Annotated in this window: 7 protein-coding genes; all 7 read left to right on the forward strand. The window is 34.3% G+C overall.

Annotated features, from left to right (window positions below; translation table 11 throughout):
• Positions 1–14 precede the first annotated feature (14 nt).
• The 7 genes from H603_RS0105155 (at position 15) to sov (ending at position 14,887) form a co-directional block, all read left to right on the forward strand.
• A complete protein-coding gene (locus H603_RS0105155; RefSeq protein WP_026707567.1) occupies positions 15–1,811 on the forward strand; it encodes a cytochrome c oxidase subunit I in 1,797 nt (598 codons plus the stop codon).
• A gap of 81 nt (positions 1,812–1,892) precedes the next feature.
• Complete coding sequence (gene ruvB, locus H603_RS0105160) at positions 1,893–2,915, forward strand: Holliday junction branch migration DNA helicase RuvB (RefSeq protein WP_026707568.1); 1,023 nt, start codon at positions 1,893–1,895, stop codon at positions 2,913–2,915.
• Between the two features lie 103 nt (positions 2,916–3,018).
• Entirely contained in the window at positions 3,019–3,942 is a 924-nt protein-coding gene (queG, locus tag H603_RS0105165; protein WP_026707569.1) for a tRNA epoxyqueuosine(34) reductase QueG, read from the forward strand.
• A 221-nt stretch (positions 3,943–4,163) separates the two neighbouring features.
• On the forward strand, positions 4,164–4,598 hold the full coding sequence (locus H603_RS0105170) for a CBS domain-containing protein (RefSeq protein WP_026707570.1): 435 nt from the start codon (positions 4,164–4,166) through the stop codon (positions 4,596–4,598).
• Positions 4,599–4,748: 150 nt separating this feature from the next.
• Entirely contained in the window at positions 4,749–7,034 is a 2,286-nt protein-coding gene (locus H603_RS0105175; protein ID WP_026707571.1) for an NADP-dependent malic enzyme, read from the forward strand.
• 71 nt (positions 7,035–7,105) lie between these two features.
• Complete coding sequence (ruvA, locus tag H603_RS0105180; protein WP_026707572.1) at positions 7,106–7,687, forward strand: Holliday junction branch migration protein RuvA; 582 nt, start codon at positions 7,106–7,108, stop codon at positions 7,685–7,687.
• Between the two features lie 24 nt (positions 7,688–7,711).
• The gene (gene sov, locus H603_RS0105185; RefSeq protein WP_026707573.1) at positions 7,712–14,887 is read left to right on the forward strand and encodes a T9SS outer membrane translocon Sov/SprA; all 7,176 of its coding nucleotides are present in this window, start codon (positions 7,712–7,714) and stop codon (positions 14,885–14,887) included.
• The last annotated feature ends 81 nt before the right edge of the window (positions 14,888–14,968 follow it).

Raw genomic sequence — 14,968 nt, forward strand, 5'->3', positions numbered from 1 at the left:
TAAAGTATACATATATGTCAGCAGAAGCTCACGATCACGGACACGATCACGAACACGAACATCACCATAAAGAAACGTTCATTACTAAGTATATATTTAGTACTGATCACAAGATGATTGCTAAACAATACCTAATTACTGGTATCTTTATGGGAATCATTGGTGTTGGTATGTCGATGCTTTTTAGAATGCAATTGGCATGGCCTGAAGAGTCATTTAAAATTTTTAATATCTTACTTGGTGACAAATGGGCACCAGACGGTGTAATGGCTAATGATATTTATTTATCCTTAGTAACCATTCACGGAACTATCATGGTATTCTTTGTACTGACAGCCGCTTTGAGTGGTACGTTTAGTAATTTATTGATACCCCTTCAAATTGGTGCTAGAGATATGGCATCAGGTTTTATGAATATGGTTTCTTATTGGTTATTCTTTTTATCAAGTGTAATCATGATTTCATCTCTTTTTATTGAGTCAGGCCCTGCAAATTCTGGATGGACAATTTACCCTCCTCTAAGTGCATTGCCACAAGCTATTTCTGGATCTGGATTAGGTATGACTTTATGGTTAGTTTCTATGGCTATATTTATTGCATCCTCGTTAATGGGGTCATTAAATTATATCGTTACAGTAATTAACTTGAGAACTAAAGGAATGTCTATGACAAGATTGCCACTTACAATTTGGGCTTTCTTTGTAACTGCTATTATTGGAGTTGTTTCTTTTCCAGTTTTATTGTCTGCTGCATTATTATTAATCTTTGACAGAAGTTTTGGTACTTCATTCTTCTTATCAGATATTTATATTGCTGGTGAAGTTTTACATTATCAAGGTGGATCTCCAGTACTTTTTGAACATTTATTCTGGTTCTTGGGTCACCCTGAAGTTTATATTGTATTGTTACCTGCATTAGGTATCACATCAGAAGTTATTGCTACAAATTCTCGTAAGCCTATTTTTGGTTACAGAGCGATGATTATGTCAATCCTTGCGATTGCGTTTTTATCGACAATTGTTTGGGGTCACCACATGTTTATCTCAGGAATGAATCCATTCTTAGGATCTGTGTTTACATTTACAACTTTGTTGATTGCAATTCCGTCTGCTGTAAAAGCATTCAACTACATTACAACTTTATGGAAAGGTAACTTGCAGTTAAATCCTGCTATGTTGTTCTCAATTGGATTAGTTTCTACTTTCATTACTGGAGGTTTAACTGGAATCATCCTTGGGGATAGTACACTTGATATTAATGTTCACGATACTTACTTTGTTGTAGCTCACTTTCACTTAGTAATGGGTATCTCTGCACTTTATGGAATGTTTGCGGGTATTTACCACTGGTTTCCAAAAATGTTCGGAAGAATGTTAAACAAAAATTTAGGATATGTTCACTTTTGGGTAACTGCAATTTGTGCTTATGGAGTATTCTTCCCGATGCACTTTATTGGATTAGCTGGTCTACCTAGACGTTACTATACAAACACTAACTTTCCATTATTTGATGATTTACAAAACGTAAATGTATTAATTACAACTTTTGCTTTAGTTGGTGGAGCTTTCCAATTAGTATTTTTATATAACTTCTTTAGTAGTATTTTCTACGGTAAGAAAGCAGTTCAAAATCCATGGAGATCAAATACTTTAGAATGGACTACACCAGTAGAACACATTCACGGTAACTGGCCAGGTGAAATTCCAGAAGTACACAGATGGCCTTATGATTATAGTAATCCTAATCATGAAGAAGATTTTGTACTACAAACAACACCTATGAAACCTGGTGAAGAAGTATTACATCATTAGTATTCTAATACACATAAAAAATGCCTTTCTATTTTAGAAAGGCATTTTCTTTTGCATTTAACTTTATAGTATCTTTGTTTTATGAATGAAAATTTAGACCCTACAACTAACGGTTATAATTCAGAGGAATTTGATATCGAAAAAAAATTGAGGCCGTTATCGTTTGACGATTTTGCTGGTCAAGATCAGGTATTGGAGAATTTGAAAGTCTTTGTGGAAGCTGCTAACCAACGTAACGAGGCTTTAGATCATACTCTTTTTCACGGACCTCCTGGTTTGGGTAAAACAACCTTGGCAAATATTTTAGCTAACGAACTTAATGTTGGTATAAAAATTACCTCAGGACCGGTGCTAGACAAACCTGGGGATTTAGCTGGTTTGCTCACCAATCTTGAAGAACGAGATGTTTTATTTATCGATGAAATTCATCGTTTAAGTCCAATTGTAGAGGAGTATTTGTATTCGGCAATGGAAGATTTCAAAATCGATATCATGATTGAGTCGGGACCTAATGCTCGTACTGTCCAAATCAATCTAAATCCGTTTACATTGATAGGTGCTACGACGCGTTCTGGTTTGCTTACTGCTCCTATGAGGGCTCGTTTTGGTATCGCTTCACGTTTGCAATATTATACAACCGAATTATTGACCTCTATAGTAGAGCGTAGTGCTTCAATCTTCAAAATGCCAATTTCTATGGAAGCAGCTATAGAAATCGCTGGCAGAAGTAGAGGAACACCTCGTATAGCCAATGCGCTTTTGCGTCGCGTTAGAGATTTTGCCCAAATTAAAGGTAACGGAACCATCGATATCGAGATTGCTCGTTATGCATTAAAAGCCTTAAATGTAGACGCGCACGGACTTGATGAAATGGACAACAAAATTTTGAATACAATCATAGATAAATTCAAAGGCGGACCAGTTGGTTTGACTACTTTGGCTACAGCCGTGTCAGAAAGTAGTGAGACAATCGAAGAGGTTTATGAACCTTTCTTAATTCAAGAAGGGTTTATCATGCGAACACCACGAGGTAGGGAAGTTACAGATAAAGCTTATCGTCATCTTGGCAAGATTAAACTTAATATTCAAGGGGGATTATTCTAATTTATAGGAGCTTTTTCCTGCTGTCTGCTATATCTTTTATTGCTTAAGGAAGCATTAAAAGGATGCCGCTCCCATCAGGGCTAGACTATAAAAGATACAACTTATCGTAGATTTTAAAAGTACATATACACAGTTCATTAAATCCGAGGCAAAACGTCTCGGATTTATGTCTTGTGGGATATCTCAAGCTGGATTTTTAGAACAAGAAGCACCTCGATTAGAGGATTGGTTGAATAAAAATCATCAAGGCCAAATGAGTTATATGCAAAACCATTTTGATAAAAGGCTGAATCCTAAATTATTGGTTGAAGACAGTAAAAGCGTTGTTTCTTTATTATTGAACTATTATCCCTCAGAAGTTCAGACTAGTGATTCTTTTAAAATTTCAAAGTACGCCTACGGTCAAGATTACCACTTTGTCATAAAAGAAAAGCTAAAAGAGTTTTTACATTCGATACAAGAAAATATAGGCGAAGTCTCAGGACGTGCTTTTGTAGATTCTGCACCGGTTTTAGACAAAGCATGGGCTGCTAAAAGTGGGCTGGGTTGGATAGGAAAGAATAGTAATTTACTAACTCAAAAAGTAGGCTCGTTTTATTTTATAGCCGAGTTAATTTTAGACTTAGATCTTGAATATGATCATGCGGTAACAGATCATTGTGGTTCTTGTACAGCATGTATCGATGCTTGTCCCACTCAAGCGATAACTGAGCCATATAAAGTTAATGGTAGTAAATGCATTTCTTACTATACTATCGAACTCAAAGAGAATCTTCCCGTTGAGTTAAAAGGTAGTTTTGACGATTGGGCTTTTGGGTGTGATGTTTGTCAAGATGTATGTCCTTGGAACCGATTTTCGAAGCCTCATAAAGAACCTTTATTTAATCCTAATCCCGATTTACTATCTTTAACTAAAAAGGACTGGGAAGAAATTACCGAAGAAACTTTTAAAGTAGTTTTTAAAAACTCAGCTATAAAACGTACCAAGTTTTCAGGATTAAAACGAAATATCGATTTTTTGAAATAAAAATTTTATAACTCTATTTTATTTTTGCTGAGAGTACCGTATTCTTTCTTGACTGTTCCTCTAAACATTTTTTCAATAAAAGTGCAGAGTTTTTTTTTTATATGTACATTTTTTAAAACGTTGATTGAGTTTTTCGACGTGAATAGCTTTTACTATTTTAAAATAATTGATGATCGTATTTCCTTTTTAACTAACTTTAGTGTAAATTAAATTCTTTGGATATGACTGTAAATCAAATATTAAGCGAAAAAGGTGCGGATGTTTATTCGATAATTTCTACTATTTCTGTATACGATGCTTTAAAGGTGTTAGGAGAAAAAAACGTAGGTGCTGTTTTAGTAATTGAAGAAGGAATACTAAAAGGGGTCTTGTCTGAGAGAGATTATGCAAGAAAAATAGTTTTAAAAAATAAGGCTTCAAAAGATACGGTAGTTAGTGAAATCATGGAAACCCATTTGATTACTGTTGGTCCCACTGACAGTTTGGATTACTGTATGGAATTGATGAGTTCAAAACGCATTAGGCATTTACCTGTTGTTGAAGAGGGACGAGTCTTAGGGGTTATCTCTATTGGTGATGTTGTAAAATCAATTATCGAAGTTCAAAAAGAGACTATCCAGCACTTAGATTCATATATTAATGGAAGCAATTTATAACTAGATTAAGCAATATATACATTGAAAGTCACTTGAATAGTGGCTTTTTTTTTGTGTTAATTCGAGCAGTTTTGTAAATCAATGCCATAATAACCTACTTTTTAAAGTAAGACTCATATCTTTGCACGCTAGATAAAAATCTAAATAAAGATGAATAAAGATAGTAAAAGAAGAGAAGCATTATTATATCATGCTAAACCAAGACCAGGAAAAATTCAAGTAGTACCTACTAAAAAATATGCAACACAAAGAGATTTGTCTCTAGCGTATTCACCAGGTGTAGCTGAGCCTTGTTTAGAAATAGCAAAAGATGTAAATAATGTTTACAAATATACTGCAAAGGGAAATCTTGTTGCCGTTATTACAAACGGTACAGCTGTTTTAGGACTTGGAGATATAGGACCCGAAGCATCAAAGCCAGTGATGGAAGGTAAAGGTTTGTTATTTAAAATATTTGCCGACATTGACGTTTTTGATATCGAAATTGACACTAAAAATATTGAAGAATTTATTCAAACAGTAAAAAATATTGCTCCCACATTTGGAGGAATCAACTTAGAAGATATTAAAGCGCCTGAATCATTTGAGATAGAGCGCCGTTTGGTAGAAGAATTGAATATTCCAGTGATGCACGATGATCAGCACGGAACTGCTATTATATCTTCAGCTGCTTTATTGAATGCTCTTGAACTTGCTGATAAAGAAATTGAAACTGCAAAAATTGTTATTTCTGGCGCAGGATCAGCTGCTTTAGCTTGTGCTAATTTATATGTGTTATTAGGAGTAAATCCTGATAATATCATCATGTTTGACAAGGATGGTGTTTTATCTAGCGAGAGAACAGATTTATCTGAGATTCAGTTAAAATATTCGAAAGGTATTCCTGGAATTAATTTACAAGGAGCTTTAAAAGGAGCTGATGTATTTTTAGGACTTTCTGCGGGGAATATTCTGACTCCAATAATGCTTTTAGGAATGGCTGATAACCCAATCGTTTTTGCGATGGCAAATCCAGATCCTGAAATCGATTATAACTTAGCGATAGGAACGAGAGATGATATAATCATGGCAACTGGTCGTTCAGATTATCCTAACCAGGTAAATAATGTTTTGGGTTTCCCATATATTTTTAGAGGAGCTCTAGATGTTAGAGCTACTAAAATTAATGAGGCTATGAAAATGGCTGCTGTTAAAGCGTTGGCTTTATTGGCAAAAGAGTCAGTTCCTGAGCAAGTAAATATTGCATATGGTGAGATGAAATTAGTTTTTGGTAGAGAATATATTATTCCAAAACCATTTGATCCTAGATTAATTAGTATTGTTGCTCCTGCTGTTGCAAAAGCAGCCATGGATTCAGGTGTAGCATTGAATCCAATTACAGATTGGGATAAATACGAAGAAGAACTTCTTGATCGTCTAGGTAACGATAACAAAATGGTACGTCTTATTACTAATAGAGCTAAGATGGACCCTAAAAAAATTATTTTTGCTGAAGCAGACCATTTAGATGTTTTGAAAGCAGCTCAAATAGTAATGGAAGAAGGAATTTGCCATCCAATTTTACTAGGAAATAAAGAAATTATTTTAGAGTTAAAAGAAGAATTAGGCTTTTATGCTGATCTTGAAATTATAGATCCTAAGATTAAAGAGGAAGATGAAAGACGCAATAGATTTGCTAATATATATTGGGAATCAAGAAAACGAAAAGGGATTTCACTTTTTGATGCACAAAAATTAATGCGTGAGCGTAATTACTTTGCTGCAATGATGGTGAATGAAGGGTATGCTGATGGAGTTGTGACTGGGCATTCTAGAAGTTACTCTTCAGTGGTTAAACCTATGTTACAATTAGTAGATAAGGCACCTGGTGCTTCGATCATTGCTACTACAAACATGATGATGACGTCTCGTGGTCCAATGTTTTTATCAGATACAGCAATAAATATTGATCCTTCTGCAGATGACTTGGCAAAAATAGCTGTGATGACTGCAAAAACGGCTAGAATGTTTGGTGTAGAACCTGTTATCGCAATGGTATCGTACTCAAATTTTGGTTCTTCAAGTGATCCTCGTGCTTCAAAAGTAAGAGACGCAGTGGCATACTTGCATGCAAATCATCCTGATTTAATTATTGATGGAGAGGTTCAGGCAGATTTCGCTTTAAATCCAGAAATGTTAAAAGAGAAATTTCCTTTTTCTAAATTAGCTGGTAAAAAGGTAAATACGCTAATTTTTCCCAACTTGGACTCAGCTAACATAACTTATAAGTTATTAAAGGAATTAAATAAAGTAGATTCAATAGGACCTATTATGCTAGGAATGAGTAAGCCTATTCATATTTTTCAATTAGGAGCTAGCGTAGAGGAAATGGTGAACATGGCTGCAATAGCTGTAATTGATGCTCAAGAAAAGCAAAAGAAACAGATTATAAAATAAAATAAAATACTATCTTGCTTACCATAATTTATGATTATGGTAAGTTTTTTTTTGGATAAAATTAAGAGATTATGATTGGACATTTACAAGGCAAATTAGTAGAGAAAACGCCTACTCAGGTGGTAATAGATTGTGGAGGTGTAGGTTATGAAGTGCATATTTCATTACACACGTTTTCACTACTTCCTGCTACTGATTTTGTAAAATTATTCACTCATTTACAAATAAAGGAAGATTCTCAAACCTTATTTGGCTTTGTTGAGAAGTCAGAGCGGGAAATTTTTAAAATGCTTTTATCGGTCTCAGGTATTGGGGCAAGTATAGCGAGAACGATGTTGTCTTCATTAGAACCAAAACAAATAATAAATGCGATAGGTTCTGGAGATGTAGGGACAATTCAAACTATAAAAGGAATTGGGAGTAAAACAGCGCAAAGAGTTATCTTAGATCTAAAAGATAAAATGCTTAAGCTCTATGATTTAGACGAAGTTTCTATGTCACAAAGCAATACAAATAGGGATGAAGCGTTATCTGCACTGGAAGTACTTGGTTTTGTTAGGAAAGCTTCAGAAAAAATTATCGAAAAAATAGTGAAAGAAGATCCAGAAGCATCTGTAGAATCAATCATTAAAAAAGCATTAAAAGCCTTGTAATTAGGCTGTAAAACAAAGATTTATATGCAAAAAATTTGTATTTTTCTATTGGTTTTATTTAGTGGGTTTCTCTTAGAAGCTCAAGTTATTGAAGAACCCAAGGATACAATAAGAACGGGTTTTTCTACAGGAAAAATTCAAATTAAAGACCCCAAAAGTGTTCTTTCTGCCTACACTTATGATCCCGTTACAGACAAGTATATTTATACGAGCTCTGTAGACGGTTTTTCTATTAATTACCCTATCATATTATCCGTTCGTGAATATGAACAGCTCGTGTTGAAGGAATCGATGCGAGACTATTTTAGAAAAAAAACGGATGCAATTGAAGGTAAAAAGGATGGAAGTCAGGAGGCAAAGAAGGATTTATTACCTAAATACTATGTTAATTCTGGGATATTCGAATCTATCTTCGGTAGTAATACGATAGATGTGCGCCCTACGGGTTCGATAGAAATGGATCTTGGTGCTCGCTTCACAAAACAAGATAATCCATCATTTTCTCCACGAAATCGCTCAAATTTAGCTTTCGACTTCGATCAAAGAATCAGCATGAGTTTAATGGGGCAAGTGGGTACTCGCTTGAACGTAAATGCTAATTATGATACACAATCAACCTTTGCTTTTCAAAACCTTATTAAATTAGAATACACTCCCACCGAAGATGATATTGTGCAAAAAATTGAAGTGGGTAATGTAAGTATGCCCTTAAATAGCTCTCTAATAAGAGGCGCGCAAAGCTTGTTTGGTGTCAAGGCACAACTACAATTTGGAAAGACGACCGTTACGGGAGTTTTCTCTGAACAAAAATCACAAACAAAAAGTGTTATTGCAGAAGGTGGTGGAACCATTCAAGATTTCGATATGTTTGCATTAGATTATGATAATGACAGGCACTTTTTTCTATCTCAATACTTTAGAGATAAATACGACGAGTCGTTGCAAAACTATCCTTACATCGATAGCAGAGTACAAATAACTCGTATTGAGGTTTGGGTGACTAACAAGCAAACTAGAATTAATACTACTTCAAATAATTTAAGGAATATAATTGCGCTTCAAGATTTAGGTGAAGGACCAATAAGTGGTTTAGCAGATAATGAAGTTGTTGTTTTAGATCCTTCTACAGGTATGTTTAACGTACCTGCAAATTCTCCATCTGATAATGGAAATAATAAATATGATCCGGGTCAAATAAAAGACGGTTCTGGATTACTTAATGCTAACATTAGAGAAATAGTAACTTCAAGTTCAGGTTTTAATGTTACGGTAAGTGAAGGGCAGGATTATTCGAAACTAGAAAATGCTAGAAAGTTAACTTCAAATGAGTTCTCTTACAATGCACAATTGGGATATATCTCTTTGCAACAGCGATTGTCAAATGATGAAGTGCTTGCTGTTGCTTATCAATATACAGTAGGTGACAAGGTCTATCAAGTAGGTGAATTTGGTAATGATGGAGTAGACGCAACTGTTGTAACCGGCGCTACAAATGCTAATACTGCTGTTATTACACAAAGTTTAATCTTAAAAATGTTAAAGAGTAATTTAACTAATGTTAAGAATCCAGTGTGGAATTTAATGATGAAAAATATTTATCAAATTCCAGGTGCATACCAGATTAATCAAGAAGATTTTAGATTCAATATCTTATATACTGATCCTTCGCCAATTAATTATATTAAAGAAGCTACAGATGCTGCGGGTAATGTATTTCCATTTCCAGCAAATCCTACTGCTGGTAATAAAGTAAAGGAGACAACGTTATTAAAAGTTTTCAATCTAGATAAATTAAATTACAATAACGATCCTCAAAATGGGGGAGACGGATTCTTTGACTTTTTATCGGGTTTAACGATTGATTCTCAAAACGGACGTATCATTTTTACGACAAAGGAGCCATTTGGAGAATTGTTGTTTTCGAAATTAAAAGATGGAAATAATCCGGCTGATGTGAGTAATTACGATGATATAAGTACTTACAATAACAATCAACAGAAATATGTTTTTAGAAGCATGTACCGCAATACACAATCAGGTGCGTTACAGGACAGTGATAAAAACAAATTTTTATTAAGAGGTAAATATAAATCTGCAGCAAGTAATGGTATTCCTATTGGTGCATACAATGTTCCTCAAGGGTCTGTGCGAGTAACTGCAGGTGGCCGTGTTTTATTAGAAGGGATTGACTATAGCGTGAATTATCAGTTAGGAACTGTGCAAATTCTTGATGCATCTTTGCAAGCATCTAATACACCAGTTGAAATTTCGTTAGAAAACAATTCTATTTTTGGTCAACAAACGCGCCGTTTTATGGGAGTAAACGTTGAACACGAAATTTCAGATAAGTTTCTTTTAGGGGCTACTTTTTTAAAAATGAGCGAAAAGCCTTTTACGCAAAAAGCAACTTATGGTCAGGAATCAGTAAACAATACAATTTTTGGATTCAACACTAATTATGCTACTGAAGTTCCCTTTTTTACTAGGTTGGCTAATATGCTTCCTAATGTAGATACAGGTGTTCCTTCGAATCTTTCGGTAAGAGCAGAAGTTGCGTTCTTGAAACCAAATTCACCAAAAGCAGCCGACTTTGAAGGCGAATCTACAATTTATGTAGACGATTTTGAAGGTTCACAATCTACGATAGATATGCGTTCTGCTTATGCGTGGAGCTTATCGGCTACACCAGAAAGAAATACTAGAAGCAGTTATGATTTTAATGCTACCGCCAATGATTTAAGCTACGGATTCAAAAGAGCGAAGTTAGCATGGAATACAATCGATCCTATTTTTTATACATCGAGACCGTCAGGAATTACAGACGATGATTTATCGTTGAATACAACAAGGCGTATATTTAGTGAAGAATTGTATCCGTTAACAGACATAGCACAAGGACAATCACAGGTGGTAAACACATTGAATTTAAGTTACTACCCATCTGACCGAGGACCTTATAATAATAATTCAAATTTTAGTGCGAGTCCTAGAGACAACTTTGGAGGAATTACTAGAGCGATTAACTCTACAAATTTTGAACAAAGTAATGTTGAGTATATTCAGTTTTGGGTGATGGATCCTTACATTGGTGCGGGACAAATTCCGATGTCAAATACTGGAAAAATCTACTTTAACCTTGGAGAAATTTCTGAAGATATCTTGAAAGATGGTAGAAAACAATATGAAAATGGTTTAGGACCAGATCAAATATTGGTAAATCCAAGGCCATTATGGGGAGATGTTCCAGCATCACAATCTTTAATTTACGCATTCGATACAAATGTGGAAAACAGACTTAATCAAGATGTAGGTTTTGATGGTTTGAACAATGCACAGGAAGCTAGTGTTTATTCAAATTTTGCTTCAGATTCAGATCCAGCTGGTGATGATTATACGTACTATTTAAATGCGAATGGTAATGTTAATGAGCGATATAAAAATTATAATGGTGTTGACGGAAATTCAGCAGTTGATATCAATGACGCTAACAGAGCTGCAACAACACTTCCTGATGTTGAAGATATTAACAAGGATAATACAATGAATACCATTAATGCCTACTATGAATACAGTATCGACGTAGCGCCTAATATGGAAATTGGTCAAAATAACATTACTGATATTAGAAACACTCAGGTGACATTAGCAAACGGACAAGTGACGGATGCAAGGTGGATTCAATTTAAAATTCCTGTATCGCAACCTCAAAATACGATTGGTAACATATCTGATTTTAGGTCTATTCGATTCATGAGAATGTTTATGACCGGTTTTAGTGAAGAAATCACGGTACGTTTTGGTTCTTTAGATCTTGTTCGTGGAGAATGGAGAAGATATACAAATACATTGCAATTTGATGATACAAATGTTACTGATGATGGTACGATACTCGATGTATTATCTGTAAATGTTCAGGAAAATAATGAGCGTTGTCCTATCAATTACGTTACGCCTCCAGGAGTGGTGCGAGAACAGTTGTATAACAATAATACAATCATAAATCAAAATGAGCAATCGCTATCACTTAGGGTTTCTGGAGATGGATTAGAGGCCGAAGATTCTAGAGCGGTATTTAAAAATGTTAGTTTAGACATGCGTCAATTTAAAAAACTTAAAATGTTTTTACATGCTGAGTCTTTACAAAATGAAACTACATTAGGTGACGATCAAATGGTAGGTTTTATTCGTTTTGGAAATGACTTTACTGACAATTTTTATCAAGTCGAAATTCCATTAAAAGTAACTGTGCCAAGTCGATCAAGTGCTGCAAATTGTTCTCCTTTAAGTGCAGAAAGTGTGTGGCCAGAAGACAACCAAATTGATTTATCACTGGCGCTTTTAACACAGTTAAAAATACAAGCTATGGGTATTGATCTAAGTACATTGCCTCTTGATGGAATATATTATCAGGATGAGGATGAGCTTGATCAATCTGCGGCCAGTAAGAGTAATAAATTAAGAATAGGAATTAAAGGTAATCCTAATTTTGGACTAGTTCGCACGTTAATGGTGGGTGTAAAAAACAGAGAAACCATGCAAAGTATTAAGGGTGAGGTTTGGTTTAATGAACTTCGTCTTGCTGATATGGATAACAACGGGGGTATGGCTGCTGTACTAAATGTAGATACAAACTTTGCTGATTTTGCAACTGTTTCTGCCACTGGAAGAAAATCTACGATTGGTTTTGGATCTTTAGAACAGGGACCTAATGAGAGAAGTCGTGAAGATATCCAGCAATATAACTTTGTCACTAATATGAATTTAGGGAAATTATTACCTGCTAAGTGGGGAATTAATTTGCCATTTAATTACGCTATAGGCGAAGAGGTAATCACGCCACAGTATGATCCTTTTAACCAAGATATCAAATTGCAGCAGTTGTTAGATAACACTGCAGATGCTGATGTACGCGAAAATTATAGAAATAGAGCGGTAGATTATACTAAACGTAGCAGTATCAATTTTATAGGAGTTAGAAAACAGCGTGCTGCTGAGCAAAAACAAAGAATATATGATGTCGAAAATTTCACCTTTTCACAATCGTATAATGAGGTTGAAAGACACGATTACGAAATTGAAAATTATCAAGATCAGCAAAGTAGTTCATCAGTTGATTATGCTTACACTTTTCAGTCTAAACCTATTGAGCCTTTCAAAAACAGTAAGTTGATGAAGAAAAACGATTATTGGAAAATGTTAAGTGATTTTAATTTTAATTACTTGCCTTCTAATATTACTTTTAGTACAAATATTAATAGACAATTCAATACTCAACAATTTAGACAAATAGAGGATATTGAAGGAATTGGACTAGATCCATTGTATAGAAGAAACTTTTCTTTTAACTATCAATATGGCTTCAATTACAATTTGACAAAATCATTAAAATTCAGTTACATTGCCTCATCAAGTAATATTGTAAAAAATTATTTGAATGAAGATAACGAACCAATTGATGATTTCTCTATTTGGGATAGTTATTTAAATGTAGGGGATCCTAACCAACACATGCAACAACTTATTGTGAACTACGAAATTCCAATTAATAAAATTCCGTTGTTCAGTTTTGTAAAAGCTAATTATAGTTATACGGGAGATTACAACTGGCAACGTACATCAAATGCATTGTCTGATATTATAATTGATGGAGAAAATTATAACTTAGGAAATACAGTGCAAAATGCGCGTTCAAATAATTTGAATGCTAGTTTTAACATGGAGATGTTGTACAAGTATTTAGGGCTTACTAAGACAACGCAAAAATTTGGTTCAAAACCAAAGGTTGCTTTGCCTAAACCAGGAGAAAAAATCGTCAATACTAATAAACAAGATGCAAATGGCAGTCCGTTTGTAGATGGATTAAAAGGGATTTTGACTAGTGTAAAAAATATCCAATTCAATTACACTGAAAATAGTGGAACGGTTTTGCCGGGTTATACACCAGGAATAGGATTCTTTGGTTCGTCTAAACCTACCTTAGGTTTTATTTTTGGAAGTCAACAAGACGTGCGTTATGAAGCTGCTAAAAAGGGATGGCTGACTTTGTATGACAATTTTAATCAAAACTTTACTCAGGTAACTAATAAGACTTTAAAAGCTAGTGCAAATATTGACTTGTTCCCAGATTTTAAAATAGATTTGAATGCTGATAGATCCTACTCTGAGAATTATTCTGAGCAGTACGATGTTTCTTCTGATGGGACCTACAATTCATTGTCGCCTTATAGCTATGGGTTATTTAGTATTTCGACTGTTCTTATTAAAACATCGTTTTCTGCAAGTGATGAAAACTCGTCAATTGCCTTTAGTGATTTTAGAAAAAATAGATTAACGGTGGCTAATAGACTCGCAACAGATAGAGGGATTGATGTGAATAATCCGGCAAATCTAGATGCAGATGGCTATCCACTTGGTTACGGTAAAAACAATCAAGCGGTATTATTACCAGCATTCTTGGCTGCTTATTCAGGTGCAGATGCTTCAAGCTCTTCATTAGGAATTTTTAGAAGTATGCCTATACCTAACTGGTCTGTTAAGTATAATGGCTTGATGCGATTTGATATGTTTAAACGAAATTTTAAACGTTTCTCATTACAACATAATTACCGTGCTTCGTACACAATTAATCAATATCGTTCTAACTTTGAATATGATCAAAATCCTAATGGTGTTGATGATAACGGAAACTATTTTAATAAAACGATTTTATCTAATATCAATTTAGTAGAGCAATTTAATCCTTTACTGCGCATGGATTTTGAGTTAAAAAGTTCTTTGAAAATCTTAACCGAAATAAAGAAGGATAGGGCTTTGTCTATGAGTTTTGATAACAATTTACTGACTGAAGTAAAAGGACTTGAATACGTAGTTGGGCTAGGATATCGATTTAAAGATGTTATTTTCTCTTCTCGTTTAGCTGATAATCCTACAGGTGTTATCAAAGGGGATATTAATATGAAAGCTGATTTCTCTTATCGTAACAACCAAACTATTGTGAGGTATTTAGATTACGACAACAATCAGTTAGCCGGAGGACAAAATATATGGTCGCTTAAATTAACTGCTGATTATTCATTTAGTAAGAACTTGACAGCAATCTTTTACTATGATCACTCGTTTTCTGAAGCTGTAATTTCGACTGCTTTTCCGTTGACAAATATTAGATCGGGCTTTACAATACGTTATAATTTTGGGAATTAATTTTGACAATCTAAACTAGATTTGGACATAAGATTGTTACATTTGCGAAACAAATAAAATTATCAATTATCAATAAGCATT

Origin of the sequence: Flavobacterium frigidarium DSM 17623, from assembly GCF_000425505.1 — a bacterium.
GTDB lineage: Bacteria > Bacteroidota > Bacteroidia > Flavobacteriales > Flavobacteriaceae > Flavobacterium > Flavobacterium frigidarium.